Raw genomic sequence first — 20,972 nt, 5'->3', positions numbered from 1 at the left:
CGGCAGTGATGCCGGGCTTTTTGTTTGATGGATCGGGGCGCTGACAGCCATCACCCCTCGTTGATCACCGCCCGCCTATAGCGCAACCATGTCGAAATCCGCTTTCGCCATGCCGCAGTCCGGGCAGCTCCACTCCAGCGGGACCGCGCCCCACGGTGTGCCGGGCGCGATCCCGTGCTCGGGCATGCCGAGCGCTTCTTCATAAACGAATCCACAGATACGGCACTGCCAGATGGTCATGCGGCCCCCCGCAGCGAGGGCGCTCGGGTGGAGACACCGGCGGCGCGCGCGGTGTTTTCGATTTCTTCGACCAGCGGGGCGATGCGCGCCAGCTCGGCGCGGTTGTCGTCGTCCCACGGATGGAAGCCGGGGCGGAAGTAGCTGAGCCATTCCGGGATCATCTTGGGCAGCACCGCGGGCGAGGCCCACAGGAAGCGCAGCACGCTGCCAAACCCGCTCAGCTTGTTGCGGCAGCCCTTGTCGCCCATCACCAGCGCGATGTGGAACACGAACACCATGGCCCAGAACGTCACGGTGGTGGTCAGCATGGTGAAGGTGCGCAGGAAGTAGCGGTAGGGGCCGGGCTTCATCACCGTGTTCCAGACATCGTAGGCCACCGCCTTGTGCTCGGTTTCTTCCAGCGCGTGCCAGGTCCACACCTGCCGGTAGCCGGTCTCGGAGGCCGCGCCCATGTGGCGCTGATCCTGCAACAGGCCGCCGGCCAGCATCGCGGTGTAGTGCTCCAGCGCGATGGTATGGGCCAGCTGCCACGACTTGGGCAGGATCTTGCGCAGCAGGTCCAGCAGCTTCCACACCGTGCGGTCCAGCGCCGCGGCGGGCAGGCCGGCGTCTTCCATCAGCCGGTTGTAGAGGATGTGCTCGCGCGTGTGCATCGCTTCCTGGCCGATAAAGCCGGCGATGGCGCGGCTCAGTTCGGGGTCTTTCACCTGGTCGCGGTAGTTGCGCACGCTGTCCATGAAGAAGCGCTCCCCGGCGGGGAAGAAGATCGACAGCGCGTTGATGAAATGGGTGACGTGACGGCCCCGTTCGTGCCAGTCGCTGATGCGTTCTGGCGGCAGGTGGGGATGCACGTCGCGGCGGACTGGCATCATGGCGGTCTCCTTGGGTGACGGCCGGCGCGTGCTGCGCCGGCGCAATTCATTGGCTGGCGAGGAATGGCAGCAGGTCTGCCGCCACGCGTTGCGGGTCTTCTTCCATCGGCACGTGGCCAAGCCCCGCGTAGCGGCGCAGCTGCGCGCCGGGGATGCGCTCGGTGAAGGCCTGCGCGTGCGCGGGCGGGATCCAGCGGTCGCGCTCGCCCCACAGCACCAGCGTGGGCGCGCGCACGCTGCCGAGCAGGTGGGTGTCAAGCTGGGCAAAGTCGAGCCTGGGCACCATCTTGCCGACGGCCTCGCGGCTGCCTTCGGCGTAGAAGAAATCAACGTAGCGGCGGAAGGTGGATTCCGGCACGCGCGAGGCATCGCCATAGACGTCGCGCGTGGCGGCGCGGATGATGAACTCGGGCAGCATCCACGGTGCCGACCAGCGCACCGGCGCATGGCGGAACAGGTCGATGTAGATCGGCAGCCGCATCGGGAAGCCGGCGGCGTCGATCAGCACCAGCTTGTCGACCGCATCGGGCCGGCGCACCGCCAGGTCCCACGCGATCAGCCCGCCCAGCGAGTTGCCGATGATGCTGGCGCGGCGCACGTTCACCGCGGCCAGGAAGGCATCGATGAAATCGCGGTAGCGGTGCACGTCCATGGTTTCGATGCGCCCGCGCGCATCGCGCAGCGGCCCGGTCAGCCCGAACGGGGCGATGTCGAGCCGCAGCACGCGATAGCGCTGCGCCAGCATCGGCACCATCCCCTGCCACGTATGCAGCGAAGCGGCGAAGCCGTGGATCAGCACCAGGGTGTCGCCGTCGGCGGGGCCTTCATCGGTGTAGTGCACCATCGCATCGAGCACGCGCACCCAGCGCGAGGCCGGCAGCGCATGGCGCTGCGCCAGCGTGGCGCGCGACAGGCTGAACAGCCCTACGCGGCCCTGCCCGAACCAGCGCGTCAGCGCCCCCGGTGGCGCCAGCAGCGCAGCATCCTGTTCGATCGCAAGCCGGTTCACGGGCGCTCTCCCTGGCCGACCGAGGCCGGTGCGGCAACGGGGCCCAGATCGCGCTTGCGTCGCGTCTCGCGCACCACCAGCGACTGGTAGGCAGCGGGCAGCAGCCGCGCCATGGCATCGGCGGCGTAGGCGTCGGGTCCGATCAGCACGCGCCGGCGGTTGCGGCGCACGCCTTCCAGGATCACGCGCGTGGCCTTGTCGGGCGAAGTGATGAAGAATTTCTCGAACTCATCCTTGCCATGCTGGGCGTCGCGCACCAGGAAGCCGTTGACGCTGGATGACACACGGCTGGCCTGGGCGATATTGGTCTTGATGCCGCCCGGGTGCACGGTGGTGGCCGACACGCCGCAGTCCATCAGGTCCAGTTCCTGCCGCAGCGATTCGGTGAAGCCGCGCACCGCGTACTTGCTGGCGTTGTAGGCGCCCATGCCGGGCTGGGCGAAGATGCCGAAGATGCTCGATGTATTGACCACGTGGCCGTCGCCGCTGGCCTTCAGGTACGGCAGGAAGGCCTTGGTGCCATACACCACGCCCCAGAAGTTGATACCCATGATCCATTCCAGGTCGTCGTAGCTCATGCCCTCGACGGTGCTGGACAGCGCCACGCCGGCGTTGTTGAAGATCAGGTTGATGCGGCCGTGGGCCTCGGCGGCCGCGGCGGCCCACGCATAGACCGCGGCGCGGTCGGCCACATCCACGGTGTGCTGCGTGATGCGGGCCTGCGGTGCGGCGGCCATGGCCTGGACCACGGTCTGCGCCAGCCCGGCCTCGTTGCGGTCTGACAGCGCCAGGTGGCAGCCCTGCCGTGCCAGCGCCAGCGCCAGCGCGCGGCCGATGCCAGAGCCGGCGCCGGTGATTGCGGCAACCTTGTTGCGGAAGTCCTTCATGTCCGGTCTCCTTCCGGTGATGTCGTTCTTTTGGGTGTGAATCGGGGGGAATGCGTGTGCGTCAGGCACCGGCGACCGTGGCGATATCGGCCGACCCGGCCTGCATTGCGGTCTCGTCCGGCAACGCGCGCCGCACCGGGTACAGGTCGTAGTCGGTCATGCGAAAGCTCGCCGTGGCGCGGCGGAACTGCCAGGTGAAGCCCGGCCACAGCGTGGTGTTGCGGCCGCTGCGCGGGTCGATGTACCAGCTGGCGCAGCCGCCGGCGGACCAGATCGCATGGCCCAGCCGCGCCTGCAGCCGTTCGTTGAAGCGGCGCTGCACCGGCTCGCGCACGTCCACCGCCTGCACGCCTTCGCGGCGCATCTGCTGCAGGGCGTCGACGATGTAGGCCACCTGCGACTCGATCATGAACACCATTGAGCTGTGGCCCAGGCCGGTATTGGGGCCGACCACGAAGAACAGGTTGGGGAAGCCCGCCACGGTGGTGCCCAGGTAGGCCTGCGCGCCGTCGCGCCAGGCATCGACCAGGTCCACGCCGTCAAGGCCCGAGATCACGCCGCGCGGCATCGGATCGGTGGCATGGAAGCCGGTGCCCAGGATGATGCAGTCCACGGGCCGGCGCGTGCCGTCGCGCAGCACCACCGCGTCGCGCTCCACGCGGGCGATGCCGGTGGTGACCACGTCCACGTTGTCGCGCGCAAGCGCCGGGTAGTAGTCGTTGGAGATCAGCACGCGCTTGCAGCCGATGGTGTAGTCCGGCGTCAGCGTCGCGCGCAAGGCAGGGTCGCGCACCTGCCTGGCCAGATGGCGGCGCGCGACGCGCTCCACCACCTTCATGATCTTCGGATGCAGCACGAAGCCCAGCACGCGCGATTCCAGCATCCAGTAGATGCCGGTGCGCACCAGCGTCTGCGTGAACGGCAGGCGGCGGAACAGCCAGCGCTCCGCCGCGCTGACCTCGCGGTCCGGCTTGGGCATGATCCACGGCGGAGTGCGCTGGTACAGGTCCAGCTGCGCCACCTGGGGCGCGATCTGCGGCACGAACTGGATCGCGCTGGCGCCGGTGCCAATCACGGCCACGCGCTTGCCGGCGAGCGCATAGGCGTGGTTCCAGTGCTGCGAGTGGAAGCACTCGCCCTCGAACGAGTCCAGCCCCGGGATATTGGGGTAGGAAGGCCGGCTCAGCCCGCCCATGCCGGAGACCAGCACGCGCGCCCGCACCACCTTGCCGTCGGCCATCTCCAGGCGCCACACCTGCGCGGCCTCGTCCCAGGCGGCGTGGCGCAGTTCATGGTGCAGCCGCAGGTGCGGGCGCAGGCCGAAGCGGTCGGTGCAGCCTTCCAGGTAGGCGCGGATCTCCGGCTGGGTCGAGAACATGCGCGACCAGTCCGGGTTCGGCGCGAATGAAAAGGAATACAGGTGCGACTGCACATCGCAGGCGCAGCCCGGGTAATGGTTGTCGCGCCAGGTGCCGCCGACTGCGCCGGCCTTCTCGAAGATCAGGAAGTTGCGCTCGCCGCGCTCGCGCAGCCGTATCGCCATGCCGAGGCCGGCAAAGCCACTGCCGATGATGGCAATGTCTGTGTGCTCAAGGGCAGGGGATGCCTGCTGCGGCAACTCCGCGGGTGCATTCATGGGCGCTCCTCACCGTTATTACAGTGTTTATTGTGACATTGATGGATGTCATCGTAGGAAGCGCAGGGCAGGTGGTCAATGCCGTGAGTTGAAGGATGGTTCTAATTTCTGGGGATTTCCAGCGGCGTTTCACGCACATAAAACAAGGTGATGCCACCCCGCAGGCGCTTGCGCCGTGGGATTCGGTCGTGCGTTTGAAACCGGGAGATTTTTTTCAGGCTTCGCGGATCACGAAGGCGTGGCCGCAATATCGGGGCGCTAGGCCGCCTGTCCCTTGCGGCGCCAGCCGTGCGGCGTTTCACCGGTCCAGCGCTTGAAGGCGTGGGTGAAGGCACTCTGCTCGGAATAGCCGAGCCGCATCGCGCACTGCGCCAGGCTGATGCCGGGATCGGCAAGATACTGCTCCGCCAGCGCGCGCCGCACGTTATCCACAAGCTGTGAATAACTGATGCCCTGCGCCTGCAGCCGCCGCTGCAGGGTGCGCACGGGCATGCCCAGGTGCGTGGCCACGTCGGCAATCGGCAGTTCGCCCTGCGGCAGCCGCCCGCTGATATAGGCACGCGCCTGCGCCAAGGCGTCGGCCCCGGCCGGCGCGATCTGCTGCAGCTGGGTATCGGCGATGCGCGTCATCTGCGCCTGCATGCCCGCGTCGGCCTGCAGCGACGGCAGGTCGAGCAAGGCCCGGTCGATATGCATGGCATGGCGCGCGGCGTTGAAGACCACGGGGCAGCCGAACACCTCGGCATGCAGGCGGGTATCGGCCGGCGCGGGATGCGGGAATTCCACCTGGGTGGCCACGTGCTGCTCACCGATCAGCCAGCGCGCGAACACCACCCAGGTTGCCATGTGCAACTCATGCGCATGGCGCGACAGCGGGCCATGCCGGGCTTCCCAGGTCATGCAGGCGGCATGCGGCGTTTCGATCAGGCGGGTGCCGCCGATATCGTTGGCCAGCACCTCATAGCGGATGCCTTGCAGGATGGCGTCGCGCACGGTGGGCGTGGTCAGCACCACGTAGCCCATCTCGGCATAGTGGCGCGGCGCGAAGGCGGCGCCGGCGCGCAGGCCGACATCGGGATCGCCGGTGACCTGCTCCAGCCAGTCGAGCAGCGCCAGGTAGGCGGCACCGGGAATGCGCGTGGCGGTCTGCGCACCGGTGGCGTGCAGCAGCTCGGGCGGCACGCCGACGGCGCGCAGCTGGTCGGCCGGGGCAATGCCCTGGCGCGCGCCGTGGTCGAGCACGGCGCGGAGGTAGGCGAGCGAGACGGTGCCCAGTGCGGTGCCCGCTTGCGCACCACTGGCACCGCCGTCGGGCTGGTTGGCGCGTGGCATCAAATCACCTGTCGTGCGGGATCAAGACCGGGCACCGATCTTTATCCAAACTCCGGGTAGCGTCAATGCGGGCCTGCCCCCGCCTGAATACAAGAGACCGACGCATGGAGACAATATGGCCCCCAATCATCCACACCGCCGTGCGGATGCCGATGCCGAGGCGCTGCACGCGCTGACGCGGCGCGGCTTCCTGAAAGTCGGCCTCGGCTTCTCGGCCGCGCTGGCCTGTACCGCGCTGGTGCCGTCGCTGGCCGGCTGCTCGTCGGCAGATCCCGCGCCGCAGGCCGGCATGACCTGGCTGCGCCCGCAAGACGTGGCGATGTTCCGCGCGCTGCTGCCGGCCATCGTCACCGAGCTGGCCGAAGCGCCGCCGCCGCGGCGCGCGGCCCTGGAGCAGGACGCGCTGCGCAATATCGACGCGACCTGCGCCGCCATGGGCGCGGGCGCGCAAGCCGAGCTGCGCAAGCTGTTCGGCCTGCTTGCCAGCACGCCGCTGCGCTGGGCGCTGACCGGCATCCGCCAGGACTGGAGCGCGGCCACGCCCCCGCAGGTGCAGTCCTTCCTGGCGCGCTGGCGCGCCAGCCGCCTGGCCACGCTCAATGCCGGCGCGGTGGTACTGGTCAAGCTCACCAGCGTGGGCTACTACGTACTGCCGGCCGCGTGGGCGGGCAGCGGCTATCCCGGCCCCAACGCGGCCGTCTACAAGGCGCTGCACGCCTGATCCCCGACATGGCCATTGATAATCTCTACGACGCCGGCATCGCCGCCGGCTGGAAGGTACTGGACGCCGCCACCTTCACCACCACGCGCACGCTGGATGCCGACGTCGTCATCGTCGGCAGCGGCGCGGGCGGCGGCATCAGCGCCGAGGCGCTCAGCCGCGCCGGCCTGCGCGTGGTGCTGCTGGAAGAGGGCGCGCTGCGCACCTCGGACAGCTTCCGCGACATGGACGAGAACCGCGCCTATCGCGAGCTCTATCAAGAGGCCGCGGCCCGCACCACGGCCGACGGCGCCATCGCCATCCTGCAGGGCCGCTCCGTCGGCGGCAGCACCACGGTCAACTGGTCATCGAGCTTCCGCACGCCGCCGCAGACGCTGGCGCACTGGGCAACGCATCACGCCGTCACCGGCCACAGCGAGGCCGACATGGCGCCGTGGTTCAGGAAAGTGGAAGAGCGCCTGGGCATCGCGCCATGGGCGATGGCGCCCAATCCCAACAACGACGTGCTCAAGCGCGGCTGCTCGACACTGGGCTGGGAATGGCACGTGATCCCGCGCAACGTGAAGGGCTGCTGGAACTCCGGCTATTGCGGGCTGGGGTGCCCGGTCAATGCCAAGCAGTCGATGCTGGTGTCGACCATCCCGGCGGCACTGGCCAGCGGTGCGACGCTGGTGCACCGCGTGCGCGTGCGCACGCTGGACCATGACGGCAAGCGCGTGCAGTCGGTCACCGGCGAAGCGCTGGGCGCGGACGGCTATACGCCCACCGGCGTCGGCGTGGTCGTGCGCGCCAAACACTTCATCGCCGCCGGCGGCGCCATCAACACGCCGGCGCTGCTGCTGCGCTCGCGCGTGCCGGACCCGCATGAGCGGCTGGGATTGCGCACGTTTATCCACCCGGTGAATATCAGTATCGCGAAAATGCCAGAGCGCATTGATCCCTATTATGGCGCACCGCAGTCGATCGCTTCCGACCACTTCCAGTGGAAGGATGGCGCCACCGGGCCGATGGGCTACAAGCTGGAGGTGCCGCCGATGTTCCCCGGCATCAGCGCGGGCGTGCTCAACGGCGTGGGCGAGGCGCTGCGCCGCGACATGGCGCAACTGCCCCATACCAACGCCATGCTGGCACTGCTGCGCGACGGCTTCGTGCCAGAGAGCACGGGCGGGCGCGTGCGGCTGGCGGCCGACGGCAGCCCGCTGCTGGACTATGAGATGAGCGACTACGCCTGGGACGGCGTGCGGCGCGCGTGGCTGAGCATGGCGCAGGCGCAGTTTGCCGCCGGCGCGGAGCGGGTGCGGCCCGCCCACCTGGACGCCGCCGAGTACCGCAGCTGGCCCGAGGCGCGCAACGCCATCGCGCAACTGCCGCTCAAGCCATTCCGCACCGCGCTGTTCACCGCGCACCTGATGGGCGGCTGCGGCATGAGCGACGATGCGCGCGGCGGCGTGGTGGACAGCCATGGCAACCACCACCAGCTGGCCAACCTGTCGGTGTTCGACGGCTCGGTGTTCCCGACCAGCGTGGGGGCCAATCCCCAATTGTCGGTGTTCGCGCTGACGGCACAGAATGCGCACGCGCTGGCACGGCGCCTCACGTCATGAGGTATTGGCCGCGCAAGCCTGCAATGTCCTGCGTTGCAGGCATCCGGCATGGCTGCCCGATGCAGGCTGCGGGCGACATTGTTGTGCGATTCCCCACGCCAGTGGCGCAATTAGAATGTCCACTCCAATTCAGCTCTTGTGAAACGCTCGAAGCGGTGGATAGGCTTCGTACAGCTGTTTCAAGCATCCGTATGCCGTCAGAGCAGGGAGCGGAACAGCGTAGCAAATTGCTAAGGGGTTTACGGCAGCAACGAAGAGAGACGCCCCCATGAAGACCGGCAAAAGCTCGGCAGGAGACACCAAGGCCCGGATTCTCGACGCCACGGAAAAGTTGTTTACCGAGGTCGGCTATGAAGCCACCTCGCTCAGGCAGGTCACGTCGCGCGCCATCGTCAACCTGGCCGCCGTGAACTACCACTTCCGCAGCAAAGACATCATGATGCACGCCGTGCTGAGCCGGCGGCTCGATCCGCTCAACGCGCGGCGCCTGGCGCTGCTCGATGCGTGCGAAGCGCGCTGGCCCGGCAACAGCATCCGCTGCGAGCACGTGATGGGTGCGCTGTTCGTGCCCGCGCTGCAGATGGCACGCGACCCGTCGGTGGGCGGGCCATCATTCCTGCGGCTGCTCGGGCGCGTGTATTCGGACACCTCGCCCTTTATCCAGCAATACCTGCTGGAGCACTACGCTCCGGTGTACGGGCGCTTCTTCGACGCCTTCTCGCGCGCCATTCCGGGGCTGCCGCGGCATGAGCTGGGCTGGCGCCTGCAGTTTGCGCTCAAGGCGCTGGCCGGCGTGCTGGCCGGCGAAGAACTCACCAACCTGCTGCCGGCGTTCACGCAGGGCCGGCAGATGAGCGATGCGCACGTGCTGGCCCAGCTCACCGCCATGGTGGAAGCGGTGCTGAACGTGGCGCAACCCAGCGCGGATGAGTTCTCGGCGCTGCAGTCGGTGTTCGAGCTCGGCGAGCAGCAGCAGGCCGAGCAGCGCGCCAGCAGGCTGGCCGCTGCGCAGTCTGCCGATGACCCGGGTGCCAGTTATGCCGCAATGGCGGCAACGATGGGCGATGCGGCCAGCCAGACCGCCGCCGCCCTCGGCAAGGCCCGCATCAGCGCACGCACCGTGCGCAATGAGGGCACCAAACGCGCAGCCGTGACCAGCATGCCGGTCCGCGCGCGCGAGCAGACCGTGAGCTTCCCCAGCAACCCGCTGGATGACTGGATGCGAATGCGCACCAGGACATAGCGGCGCGCGCCACGCCCGGTTACCGCCGGGCCGGCGCCACCGCGCTCACGCAAACCTGAACCGTCGATCCATCCAGCGAGGCCACGCACAGGCCCCGCGGACCCCGTGCGCCTTATCGGATTTTCCAAGGGCGCGGCGGTGGCCCCGTTCGTCCCTGCGTTGCCCGCGCTCCGCCTCCTGGCGGACATCTTGAGGAGGAAGCTGCCATGTCGATCCAACCGCTTTACCTTGCCGCCGTCGCCGGTGCCGTCATCGGACTGCTGGCCGCACCGCTGGCCATGCCCCCCGTGGCCATGGCCCAGACGGCCACAACCACCGCCGCCGCGGGCACGGGCTATGACGGCCAAACATCCGCACAGCAAGCCGCACTGTTCTCGCGCCAGGTCGCCAGCGGCGAACTCGCGCGGCTGTCCGATGAGCAGGTGCTGGCCGTGTTCCAGGCGCTGCAGCCGGATGCACTGCTGAAATGGGCCCGTGCCGAGATGAACCGCTATCCCGAGTACGAGTACTGGATGTCGCGCCAGGAGCGGCTCAACAACCAGTGGCAGGACCAGCCCGCCAGGATGCAGATCCGCTACCGCCACCAGCCGCGCCAGCTCTATGCCAAGTGGCTGCCCGGCGGCGCGCAGTCGGGCCAGGAAATCATCTACGACGAGACCCGCCGCAAGGACGAGATGTACGGCCACCTGGGCGGCGTGCTGGGCTTCACCTCGATGTGGATCGCGCTGGACGGCACCCTGGCGCGTTCGCAGTCCAACCACACCGTGCGCGACCTGGGCTTCCAGTTCGTGCTGTCGATGCTGGAGCGCGATGCCAGGTCCCTGCGTGCCGCCGGCCTGTCCGAGAAATACAGCAAGGCCGAGATCGTGCAGGAGCAGGGCGTGCGCATGGTGGCGCTGACCTGGGACCTGCCGGCCGGCGCGCCGCAGTACTACGCCAAGAAGGTGCAGCTGATGCTGGACCTGAAGCATCCCTATATCCGCGTGGAAACGGCCTGGGATGCCGACGGCAACATGGTCGAGAAGATCGTGTTCGACAAGCTGGTGCGCAAGACCTTCGAGGCCTCGGCGTTCGATCCGGCCAATCCTGACTATCGCTTCTGATATCGGCAAAGCGGCGCGCACCGTGCGTTTGAATCGGTGGCCGCGCCGCTTTGCCGGGCAGTCTGTGCAACACCCGCAATCCACAGCCACATGCGGCATGCACGCCAGGCGCGCCTGTTTGGAACGGCCGCTCTATTGACGCAAAAACACGCGAGCGGCGAGAGTCGCCGCACCCGGGAGGGATCCGGCCGCAGAGCCGGACACCAGATCCAGAAACAGGGGTCGCCAGGAAAAAATCAGGAGACAGGCAATGACCATGTCGATGCTTCGACGCAGTACTTTGGTTTTGACAGGGGTGAGCCTTGCCGCGGCGCTGGCCGGCTGCGGTGGCGGCGGCGGCGATGAAGAGGCGCCGCGCGCCGGCACGCAGGCACCGCAATGCGCTGACACGGGCACGTGCCCCGCGCAGGGGCCGGTCACCATCGGCGGCCCGCCGGGGTCGTTGTGCCCGGCGGCACTGGACTACAGCACCACCTTCACCGGCGGCTCCGGCGCGGGCGAACTGGTCAAGCTGCGCTTCGACACCGCGGCCCGCACCTACCAGCTTGAGATCATCGAGTCGCCGGTGCCCAAGCAACCCGGCAGCGTCAGCCCGACGCGCGCGGGCGTGACCTTTACCGGCACCTTTGCCAACATGACCTCGCTGCCGACTGCCGAGCAGAACCGCTGCGCGGTTGCGCTGCAGACAGCAACGGCGTCTGACGGCACCTCGCAGGCGAATATCGACAGCGCGAAGCCGCCGGTGATCTTCCTGGGCAACGGCGTTGCCGGCGGCGGCATCCCGGGTGCCACCATCTCCTATCCGGGCGTGCTCGGGCTGGGCGCGATCCCGGCCACCACGTTCCCGTTCTACCCGGTGCTGGCATTCGCGCAGACCGAGACCGACTTCATCAAGGTTGCCGGCAGCTACAACCTGCTGGGCTATCACCAGGTGCCGTCCGGCGGCTCGCTGACTTCGTCGAGCCACTTCACGCCCGCGACCGCGCAGACCACCGAGACGCTGAACGCCGACGGCAGCTGCACCGCCGCGGCCGGCAGCTGCCTCAGCACCGGCAACAGCTGGAAGCTGCGCAGCGCCGATGGCGCCTTCGAAAGCAGCAATGCCGATGGCAGCCGCCGTTACCCGTCGTTCCAGAGTGCGGCCATCACCAGCAACAACGCCAGCCGCGCCAAGGGGCTGATGGTGGTGGGCAAGCTCAACGGCGCGCTGGTGCCGCTGCTGGTGCGCACCGGCTACGCGCAGATCTCGCTGCTGCCGCTGACGGTCAATGTCGACGACGAATCGGGCCTGGCGCTGATGGCGCCGGCGAAGGCGCTGGCGAGCGGCCAGCTTGACGGCGGCTATATCGGCTCGGGCAGCGACTTTGTCTACACCGCCTCGCTGGTCAAGGGCGCGCGCGTGGAGCTGCTGGACCCGATGACGATGAACCAGACCGGCGCCTTCCAGCTCGACTTCACGCAGAACGCGCCGGGCATGATCGCCACCACCGACAACAGCGGCACCACCGGTGCGCTGATTGCCAGCGGCCGGGTGTTCAGCCACCTGTCCGGCGCCGGCAGCGCCAGCCCGACCTTCCGCGTCGGCGTGCTGGCAGCACCCTGAGTCCACCAAGAACACACAAGACCGAGGAGACCACGCCATGCAACCCCATCGACTGATCCTGCCGCGGGCCTCGCGCCCATCCACGGTGCCGGCGCGTGCGCTGGCCGTGGCCGCCGCCGCCATGCTCGCCGCCTGCGGTGGCGGCGGCGGCGACGACGCGCCGTCCACGCCGGCCGCGGTGCAGACGCGGCTGTGCCCGGCATCGCTCGACTACACCACCACCTTCACCGGCGGCACCGGCTCCGGCGAGCTGGTGAAGGTGCAGATCGACACCACCAAAAAGACCTGGCAGGTGACCTTCGTGGATTCCTCGGTGCCGCGCCAGACCGGCACCGTGCAGCCCACGCGCAGCGACCCCACCAACGGGCAGAACGTGATGCGCGGCACGCTGAAGGCGGAGACGGGGTTGCCGACCGAGAAGCTTAACCAGTGCGCGTTCGAGCTGAGCGGCGCCAGCCTCGATCCGAACCGCCCGGCCAAGCTCTTTGTCGGCGAAGGCGTGGTGGGCGGCACCATCCCGGGCGCGCGCATCCAGTTCAACGGCGTGCTGGGCGCCGGCGCGGTGCCTGACACCACCTTCCCGTACTTCCAGTTCATCGGCTTCGCGCAGACCGAGACCGACCTGTCGAAGATTGCCGGCCAGTACAACGGCACGGGCTTCCACGAGGTGCCGTCCAAGCAGTTCCAGCTGGTGGCGCAGGACTACCGCATGGCGCTGGCTGCCGATGGTTCGTTCACCGTCTGCGACAACGCCACCAACACGTGCGAGCGCAAGGGCAACAACTTCGTGCCGCAGGCGAGCGGCGCGCTGCTGTCGACCAACTACAAGGCCGAGAGCCAGCCGCCCACGCTGGGCGGCACGCTGGGCAAGGCCTACCTGATCGTGGGCAAGCTGCGCGGCCAGCTGGTGCCGATCATGATCCGCGTGGGCTATGCCAATGACACGCTCGCCAACGGCCCGCTTGGTGCCGACGACGAGATCGGCATCGGCATGATGGCGCCGGCGGTAGCGGTCAGCGAGGGCACGGTCAACGGCGAATACGTCGGCGTCGACAGCAACTTCAACTACCGCGTGACGGCACTGATCGGCGCCGCGGCCACCATGATGGATCCGTTCCGGCCGCACGATGCGTCGCTCGCCATCCCGTACCGGCTGGACTTCTCGCAGCAGGTGCCCGGCGTGGTCCGCACTTCGCGGCGCGATGCACCCGCAGGCTCGCCGCCGACCGGCAAGCTGATGTTCACCGGCGGCGTGTTCGGCTTCCTGGAACAGCGCGACAGCGGCCCGTACTTCACCGTCGGCGCATTCGTGCAGTAGGCACTGCTACCAGGCCCGGGCCATTGCAGCCCGGGCCACTGCGCCACGATTCGACCATACAGAGACATCCAATGCCGGGGGACACAAGATGAAAACCATACGCCTCACGCTCACACTGATGCTGGCCGCGCTGGCCAGCTTCGCCCTGCCTGCCCATGCCCAGAAGAAGGGCGACAACGTGGTATCCGCGGGCTGGTTCCATATCCAGACCCACGGCCAGAGCGGTCCGCTGACCACCACCTTGCTCGACGTGCCGATCAACTACCCGCTCGGGCTGCCATCCAGCTTCACCGCACCGGGCAGCAGCATCTCGTCATCCAACGCCAATACGCTGGGGCTGACCTTCAGCCACTTCGTCTCCGACCATATCGCGATCACCGCGGTGGGCGGCATCCCGCCGGAGTTCAAGCTCTACGGCCACGGCGAACTGATCCCGCCCGGCCCGGCCGGCGCGCTCGGGCGCCAGAGCCTGGGCGATCCGTCGCTGAACCCCATCGTCACCAAGGCACGCCAGTGGAGCCCGGCGGCGATGGTGCAATACCACTTCCTCGATCCGGGCACGCGTTTCCGCCCGTTCCTGGGGGTGGGGGTGTCATACAACTTCTTTACCAACATCGAGGTCAATCCGGCGTTTGCGAGTTCGGTCAACAACAACCTCGGCGCGATCCTGGCGGCGGGGGCGGGCATCCCGGGGCCGACGTCGGTGAGTGCGGATGCATCGTCGTCATGGGCGCCGGTGTTCAATATCGGCGGCACCTACAACTTCGACGAGCATTGGGGGCTGACGGCGGCGGTGACTTATATCCCGCTGAAGACGACGTCGACGATGACGATCAAGGCGGCCGACGGGACCGTGCTGTCGACGTCGAAGACCAAGCTGGAGCCGAATCCGCTGGTGTTCTTTTTGGCGGCTTCGTACAAGTTCTGACGGCTGAAAGAAGAAAAGCCAGCGGCAGTACCGCTGGTTCTTGATTGACCGATTGTGGTCTCCCTCTCCCGCTTGCGGGAGAGGGGAGCAAACCAGCGGCGCGGGAAGCGCTGCAGGCTGACCTTACTGCGTGACGGTGCCCGACGTAGCAGGCGTCCCCTGCTGCGCCACCGGACTGCTCTCCTGCAAGCCACCGCCCAGCGACCGGTACAAGTCGATCGCATTGTTCAGCCGCAGCTGCCGCGCCTGGATCAGCGCCTGCTCGGCAGTGAACAGCTGGCGCTGCGCATCGAGCTCGTCCAGGTAGCTGGCGATGCCGCTACGGAAGCGCAGGCGCGCCAGTTCATAACGTGCCTGTTCCGCGTTGCGCACCTCTTCCTGGCCGGTGACCTGGTCTTCCAGCGTGCCGCGCGCCACCAGTGCATCGGCCACTTCCGCGAAGGCCGTCTGGATGGTCTTCTCGTAGTTGGCGATCTGGATGTTCTTGCGCACATTGGCCAGGTCCAGGTTCGACAGGTTGCGGCCATAGTCGAAGATCGGCAGCACCAGTTGCGGCGCAAACGACCACGCGCGCGTGCCAGCATCGAACAGTCCCGAGAACGTCGGGCTGATGGTGCCCGCACTGGCGGTCAGCGTGATGCGCGGGAAGAACGCCGCGCGCGCCGCGCCGATATTGGCGTTGGCCGACAGCAGCAACTGCTCGGCCTGGCGGATATCGGGGCGCTGCTCGAGCAGCTCCGACGGCAGGCCGGCCGGGATGTCGCTGATGATGCGCTCGTCCGACAGGCGCACCGGCGCCGGAAGGTTCTCGATGCTGCCGATGGGCTTGCCCACCAGCACTTCAAGCGCGTTCTGCGCCTGCGCGCGCTGGCGCGCCAGCTGCGCCGCGGCCACGCGGGCCTGCGCCACCAGCGATTCGTTGTCGCGCAGGTCCAGCGCCGAGGTGGCGCCCGCCTCGAAACGCTGCTTGGCCAGGCCGTAGGTGCTTTCACGCGCCTTCAGCGTGTTGCGCGCCAGGTCGTACTGCTCGGCGAAGGAGCGCTCGGCCAGGTAGGCCTTGGCAACTTCCGACACCAGCGAGATCTGCGCCGAGCGGCGTGCCTCTTCGGTGGCGAAGTACTGCGCCAGCGCGGCATTGGACAGGCTGCGCACGCGTCCGAAGAAATCCAGCTCATACGACGTGATGCCCAGGCCCACCTGGTAGACCTCGGTCACGCCGGGCTGGCCGAGCACCGTTGCCGACTGGGCAGCGGTGGTGCGGGCCCGGGTGTAGCCGCCGGTCGCGTTCACCGTGGGCAGCAGGTCGGCGCGCTGCACCTGGTACAGCGCGCGCGCTTCCTCGATGCGCAGCGCGGCGGTGCGCAGGTCGCGGTTGTTTTCCAGCGAGGTCGCGATCAGCGTCTGCATGCGCGGGTCGCGGAAGAACTCGCGCCAGCCGATGTCGACGGCGCGGCGGGTCTCGCCGCTCTTCACCTCGGCGGTGGCGTAGCCCTCGGGCGCCACCGGGAAGCTGTCTGCCACCGGCGGGGCAGGGCGGTCATAGTGGGGCGCGAGCGTGCACCCCGTCAGAACGCCGGCCACCAGCAGCAGTGTGGTCAGAGTCTTGGTCATGTTCAGATTTCCTCTTTCGGCTCGTGCCACTTCTGGTCCAGCATGCGCTGGCGCGCACTGCCCTTGAAGCGCTTGCGCACCACCACGAAGAAGACCGGCACCAGGAAGATCGCCAGCACCGTGGCGGTGATCATCCCGCCAATCACGCCGGTACCGATGGCGCGCTGGCTGGCCGAACCCGCACCGGTGGCGATCGCCAGCGGCAGCACGCCCAGGATGAACGCCATCGACGTCATCAGGATCGGGCGGAAACGCAGGTGCACTGCTTCCAGCGTGGCTTCGATCAGGCCCTTGCCCTGCGCCTGCAGGTCTTTGGCGAATTCCACGATCAGGATGGCGTTCTTCGCCGACAAGCCGATCGTAGCGATCAGGCCCACCTTGAAGTACACGTCGTTGGGCATGCCGCGCAGCGTCACGCCGAGCAGCGCGCCGAGCACGCCCAGCGGCACCACCAGCAGCACCGAGAACGGGATCGACCAGCTTTCATACAGCGCGGCCAGGCACAGGAACACAATGATCAGCGACAGCGTGTACAGGATCGGTTCCTGCGAGCCGGCCAGGCGTTCTTCATAAGACTGGCCGGACCACTCGAAGCCGAAACCCGGCGGCAGCTTGGCGAAGTTCTCTTCCATCACGCGCATGGCTTCACCGGTACTGCGGCCCGGCGCGGCCTGGCCCGCCAGCTTCACCGCCGGCATGCCGTTGTAGCGCTCCAGGCGCGGCGAGCCCATCACCCACTTGGAGGTCGCGAACGCGGCAAACGCCACCATGTCGCCGTTGCTGTTGCGCACGCGCAGCTTGGTCAGGTCGTCCGGCAGGCGGCGGTCCGAGCCTTCTGCCTGCACGATCACCTTGCGCACCCGGCCTTCATAGATGAAGTCGTTGACGTAGTTCGAGCCGAACGCAATCGACAGCGTCGAGTTGATGCTCGCCACCGTGACGCCGAGCGCCTTGGCCTTCTCGCGGTCGATGTCGATCTGCAGCTGCGGCGCATCTTCCTGGCCTTCGGGGCGCACGCCCATCAGCACCGGGCTCTGCGCGGCCATGCCGAGCATCATGTTGCGCGCTTCCATCAGCTTGGCGTGGCCCTGGCCGGTGCGGTCCTGCAGGCGGAAGTCAAAGCCCGAGGAGTTGCCCAGCTCGGAAATCGCCGGCGGGTTGAGCGGGAAGATAATCGCGTCCTTGATGAACGACAGCGCGCCGAAGGCACGGCCGACCAGCGCCTGCGCGGTCTCGCCGTCGCCGGTGCGCTCCTTCCAGTCCTTCAGGCGCACGAACGCGATACCGCCGTTCTGGCCGCGGCCGAAGAAGGAGAAGCCCGCCACCGTGATCATCTGGTCAACCACCTTGCTTTCCTTCTGCAGGTAGTAGTCCTCGATCTGCTTGAGCACGCCGATGGTACGGTCCTGAGTGGCGCCGTTGGGCAGCTGCACCACGGTGATCATGTAGCCCTGGTCCTCGTCGGGCAGGAACGACGACGGCAGGCGCTTGAACAGCACCACCACGCCGACGATGATGACCGCGTAGATGATCAGGTAGCGGCCGGAGCGCTTGAGGATGCGCGCGACCACGCCCTGGTAGCTGGTGGCCGAACGCGCGAAGGTGCGGTTGAACCAGCCGAAGAAGCCCGTCTTCTCATGGTGATGGCCGGCTTCCACGGGCTTGAGCAGCGTCGCGCACAGCGCCGGGGTCAGCGTCAGCGCCAGCAGCGCCGAAAACGCCATCGACGAGATCAGCGACAGCGAGAACTGGCGGTAGATGTTGCCCACCGAGCCCGAGAAGAATGCCATCGGGATGAACACCGCGGTCAGCACCAGCGTGATGCCGACGATGGCGCCGGTGATCTGGCCCATGGCCTTGCGCGTGGCTTCACGTGGCGAGAGTCCTTCCTCGCTCATGATCCGCTCGACGTTCTCGACCACCACGATGGCATCGTCCACCAGGATACCGATGGCCAGCACCATGCCGAACATGGTCAGCACGTTGATCGAGAAGCCGAACGCCAGCAGCGCGCCGAACGTACCCAGCAGCGCGATCGGCACCACCAGAGTCGGGATCAGCGTGGCGCGGAAGTTCTGCAGGAACAGGTACATCACCAGGAACACCAGCACCACGGCTTCGAGCAGGGTCTTGATCACTTCCTCGATCGAGATCTTGACGAAGGCCGAGGTGTCGTAAGGTACCGAGTACTGGTAGTCCGCCGGGAAGTTCTTGGACAGTTCTTCCATCTTGGCGCGCACCGCGGTGGCCGTGGCCAGCGCGTTGCCGGTCGGGGCCAGCTTGATGGCGATGGCCGCCGACGGCTTGCCGTTGGTGCGGGCCTGCGTCGAGTAGTCGGCGCCGCCCAGCTCGACCCGGCCCACGTCCTTGATGCGCACCGAGGACCCATCCGGGTTGGTGCGCAGCAGGATGTTGCCGAACTGCTCAGGCGTGGTCAGGCGGCTTTCGGTGGTGACGGTGGCGTTGAGCTCGGTGCCCTTGGGCGAGGGCGTGCCGCCCAGCTCGCCCACGGCGACCTGGATGTTCTGCTCGCCCACCGCGGCGGTGACGTCGGTCGGGGTCAGGTTGTAGCCGGTCAGCTTGGCCGGGTCCAGCCAGATCCGCATGGCGTACTCGGTGCCGAACAGGTCGGCCTGGCCCACGCCCGGCACGCGGCGGATCGAGTCGATCACCTGCGCCGAGACATAGTTGCCGAGCTGGATCGCGTCAGCCGTGCCGGACTTGGACGACACGGTCAGGAACATCATGTAGTTGTTCCCGGCCTTGTCCACGCGCACGCCCTGCTGGCGCACTTCAGCCGGCAGGCGCGCTTCCACGCGCTTGAGGCGGTTCTGCACTTCGACCGAGTTCAGGTCGACGTTCGAACCCGGCGCGAAGGCGATGGTGATGCTCGCCAGGCCGGACGACTCGCTGGTGGAGTTGTAGTAGAGCAGGTTAGGGGCGCCGTTGAGCTCCTGCTCGATCACCGAGGTGACGGAATCCTCCAGCGTCTTGGCCGACGCACCCGGGTAGGTGGCGGTGACCGAGATCGTCGGCGGGGCGATGTTCGGATATTGCGCGATCGGCAACTGCAGGATCGCCAATATGCCGCCCAGCATGATGATCAGCGCGAGCACCCACGCGAACACCGGCCGGTCGATAAAAAACTTGGCCATAAACTGGCTCCCTCTTGGTCTAGCGGTCTAGCCGTATTTGCCGTATTGGTGGTACGGCAGGGTTCAGCCTTGCTTGGCGTCAGACTTGGCTTGCTGCGGGCCCTCGGCCTTGGGGGCCGAGGCCGGCGCCGCCGGGGCGGAGGCCGTCGCCGCGGCCGGTGCCGAGGCCCCGGCCGGCTTGAACGGCACCGCCTTGGCCGGCGCACCGACCTTGACCTTCTGCAGGCCCTCGACGATCACCTTCTCGCCGCCCTTCAGGCCTTCGGTCACCACCCAGCGGTCGCCAATGGCCTGCGGCGCCTTGACCGGCACCGCCGCGACATTGCCGTCCGTGCCCACCACCATCACGCTGGCACCCTGCGCGCCGCGGATCAGCGCCCGCTGCGGCACGGTCAGTGCGTTCTCGTCCACGCCCTGCTCGATCTTCACGCGCACGAAGGTGCCCGAGAGCAGCTCGCGCTTCGGGTTCGGGAACTGCGCACGCAGCGTGATCGCGCCGGTGGTCGGGTCGACCGTCATGTCCGAGAACAGCAGCTTGCCGGTGTGCTCGTACTCGCGGCCGTCTTCCACGAACAGGCGCACGTTGGCGCCGCCGTTGACGCCCTTGACCACGCCGGACTCGATGGCGCGGCGCAGGCGCGTGACTTCCGAAGCCGGCTGGGTGAAGGTGACCCACATCGGGTCGACCTGCTCCACCAGCGCCAGCTTGGTCGCCTCGCCCTTGCCCACCAGCGCGCCCTCGGTCACCAGCGCACGGCCGGCGCGGCCGCTGATCGGCGCGGTCACGGTGGTGTAGCCCAGGTTGATCTGGGCGGTGCGCACCGCCGCCTTGGCCGAAGCCACGTCGGCGTTGGCCTGGCCGGCGGAGGCCACGGCGTCGTCGTACTCCTGCTTGCTGACCGCGTTGACGGCCACCAGGGGCTTGTAGCGGTCGGCCTTCAGGCGCGCCGAGACGGCATTGGCCTCGGCGCGCTGCAGCGCGGCCTGTGCCGAAGCCAGCGTGGCCTGGTAAGGTGCCGGGTCGATGCGGAACATCACCTGGCCGGCCTTCACTTCGCCGCCCTCGGTGTAGTTGCGCGACAGCACGATGCCTTCGACGCGAGCACGCACTTCGGCCGTGCGTATGCCTTCCAGGCGGCCCGGCAGTTCATTGACGACGGCGACCGGCGACGGCGTCACGGTCACCACACCCACTTCCGGCGGGGGCGGAGCGCTGCCTTCGGCCTTCTTGTCGCCACAGGCAACAAGCGCCACGGCAGACAGCGCCGCTAGTGCATAGGCAGCAACGCAACGGATACGTTGGGACTTCCTCATCGATAACCCCATGATGGCAATTTGAGATCTGCCGCATCGTCCCGACCTGTCATCCGACAAACGGAAACGACACAGCGCGCCGCACGGTTTGCGGCGGACAAAAGCGTGATGCTAGCCACAATTCGCGGCGTCGCAATGTCAAATGCGACGAACGGTGGCTTTTATGTAACGACTGGATTCATGACCGGCTGGCCTGCGGCAGGGATTGCCAGCTGTGCTGGGTATGTCACAGAAGGCGGCTGGCCGAATGCCGGGCAAGCGCGTATTATATATACATTCAAGCATGTATGTTAAGTTGATGTTGCAGAAGGGCCTTTCGGCGCACAACCTGCGCAGCGGGGCCGCTGGAATACGGATCCTGGCCCCGGTCAAACCCAACCGGCCAGTCCGAATTGC

Annotated in this window: 16 protein-coding genes; 7 read left to right on the top strand and 9 right to left on the bottom strand. The window is 67.7% G+C overall.

Features of this window, described 5'->3' with window-relative positions; translation table 11 throughout:
• Positions 1 to 75: 75 nt before the first annotated feature.
• From AC3WLF_RS19425 to AC3WLF_RS19400, 6 genes are all read right to left on the bottom strand, one after another.
• Positions 76 to 240, bottom strand: a complete 165-nt coding sequence (locus AC3WLF_RS19425) for a rubredoxin (protein WP_035817912.1) — start codon at positions 238 to 240, stop codon at positions 76 to 78.
• The gene (locus AC3WLF_RS19420) at positions 237 to 1,112 is read right to left on the bottom strand and encodes a metal-dependent hydrolase (RefSeq protein ID WP_492358656.1); all 876 of its coding nucleotides are present in this window, start codon (positions 1,110 to 1,112) and stop codon (positions 237 to 239) included. Before AC3WLF_RS19420 ends, AC3WLF_RS19425 begins: the two co-directional genes overlap by 4 nt.
• 46 nt (positions 1,113 to 1,158) lie before the next feature.
• Positions 1,159 to 2,121 carry an alpha/beta fold hydrolase gene (locus tag AC3WLF_RS19415; protein ID WP_492356872.1) on the bottom strand — a complete coding sequence of 321 codons (963 nt, stop codon included), beginning with the start codon at positions 2,119 to 2,121 and terminating at the stop codon, positions 1,159 to 1,161.
• The gene (locus tag AC3WLF_RS19410; RefSeq protein ID WP_492356871.1) at positions 2,118 to 3,008 is read right to left on the bottom strand and encodes an SDR family NAD(P)-dependent oxidoreductase; all 891 of its coding nucleotides are present in this window, start codon (positions 3,006 to 3,008) and stop codon (positions 2,118 to 2,120) included. The genes AC3WLF_RS19415 and AC3WLF_RS19410 overlap by 4 nt, the downstream gene beginning before the upstream one ends.
• 61 nt (positions 3,009 to 3,069) lie before the next feature.
• Positions 3,070 to 4,644 (bottom strand): flavin-containing monooxygenase, encoded by a 1,575-nt coding sequence (locus AC3WLF_RS19405; protein ID WP_492356870.1) that lies wholly within the window; start codon positions 4,642 to 4,644, stop codon positions 3,070 to 3,072.
• Between the two features lie 258 nt (positions 4,645 to 4,902).
• Entirely contained in the window at positions 4,903 to 5,976 is a 1,074-nt protein-coding gene (locus AC3WLF_RS19400) for an AraC family transcriptional regulator (protein ID WP_492358655.1), read from the bottom strand.
• A gap of 115 nt (positions 5,977 to 6,091) precedes the next feature.
• Here AC3WLF_RS19400 and AC3WLF_RS19395 point away from each other — a divergent pair, with 115 nt between their 5' ends.
• The 7 genes from AC3WLF_RS19395 to AC3WLF_RS19365 all read left to right on the top strand — a co-directional run bounded on the left by AC3WLF_RS19395 (position 6,092) and on the right by AC3WLF_RS19365 (position 14,496).
• A complete protein-coding gene (locus AC3WLF_RS19395) occupies positions 6,092 to 6,697 on the top strand; it encodes a hypothetical protein (protein WP_492358654.1) in 606 nt (201 codons plus the stop codon).
• 8 nt (positions 6,698 to 6,705) lie between these two features.
• Positions 6,706 to 8,301, top strand: a complete 1,596-nt coding sequence (locus AC3WLF_RS19390) for a GMC family oxidoreductase (protein ID WP_492358653.1) — start codon at positions 6,706 to 6,708, stop codon at positions 8,299 to 8,301.
• Between the two features lie 268 nt (positions 8,302 to 8,569).
• A complete protein-coding gene (locus tag AC3WLF_RS19385; RefSeq protein WP_492321320.1) occupies positions 8,570 to 9,544 on the top strand; it encodes a TetR/AcrR family transcriptional regulator in 975 nt (324 codons plus the stop codon).
• 206 nt (positions 9,545 to 9,750) lie between these two features.
• On the top strand, positions 9,751 to 10,647 hold the full coding sequence (locus tag AC3WLF_RS19380; protein ID WP_011616285.1) for a DUF1571 domain-containing protein: 897 nt from the start codon (positions 9,751 to 9,753) through the stop codon (positions 10,645 to 10,647).
• 250 nt (positions 10,648 to 10,897) lie between these two features.
• The gene (locus tag AC3WLF_RS19375) at positions 10,898 to 12,250 is read left to right on the top strand and encodes a DUF2957 domain-containing protein (RefSeq protein ID WP_492352308.1); all 1,353 of its coding nucleotides are present in this window, start codon (positions 10,898 to 10,900) and stop codon (positions 12,248 to 12,250) included.
• 37 nt (positions 12,251 to 12,287) lie between these two features.
• The gene (locus AC3WLF_RS19370) at positions 12,288 to 13,568 is read left to right on the top strand and encodes a DUF2957 domain-containing protein (RefSeq protein ID WP_492358652.1); all 1,281 of its coding nucleotides are present in this window, start codon (positions 12,288 to 12,290) and stop codon (positions 13,566 to 13,568) included.
• A gap of 88 nt (positions 13,569 to 13,656) precedes the next feature.
• Entirely contained in the window at positions 13,657 to 14,496 is an 840-nt protein-coding gene (locus AC3WLF_RS19365; protein ID WP_492321324.1) for an OmpW/AlkL family protein, read from the top strand.
• Between the two features lie 123 nt (positions 14,497 to 14,619).
• On the opposite strand, the gene AC3WLF_RS19360 is transcribed toward AC3WLF_RS19365, so the two are convergent.
• From AC3WLF_RS19360 to AC3WLF_RS19350, 3 genes are all read right to left on the bottom strand, one after another.
• Positions 14,620 to 16,107: an efflux transporter outer membrane subunit gene (locus AC3WLF_RS19360; protein WP_492358651.1), complete on the bottom strand. Its 1,488-nt coding sequence runs from the start codon at positions 16,105 to 16,107 to the stop codon at positions 14,620 to 14,622.
• A gap of 2 nt (positions 16,108 to 16,109) precedes the next feature.
• Complete coding sequence (locus AC3WLF_RS19355; protein ID WP_492321326.1) at positions 16,110 to 19,262, bottom strand: efflux RND transporter permease subunit; 3,153 nt, start codon at positions 19,260 to 19,262, stop codon at positions 16,110 to 16,112.
• A 63-nt stretch (positions 19,263 to 19,325) separates the two neighbouring features.
• A complete protein-coding gene (locus tag AC3WLF_RS19350; RefSeq protein ID WP_492358650.1) occupies positions 19,326 to 20,576 on the bottom strand; it encodes an efflux RND transporter periplasmic adaptor subunit in 1,251 nt (416 codons plus the stop codon).
• Positions 20,577 to 20,972: the final 396 nt, after the last annotated feature.

The organism is Cupriavidus sp. FW306-01-F10A, from assembly GCF_058782785.1.
The sequence above is the reverse complement of the archived record's forward strand: the minus strand, read 5'-3'. Positions and strand labels throughout refer to the sequence as shown.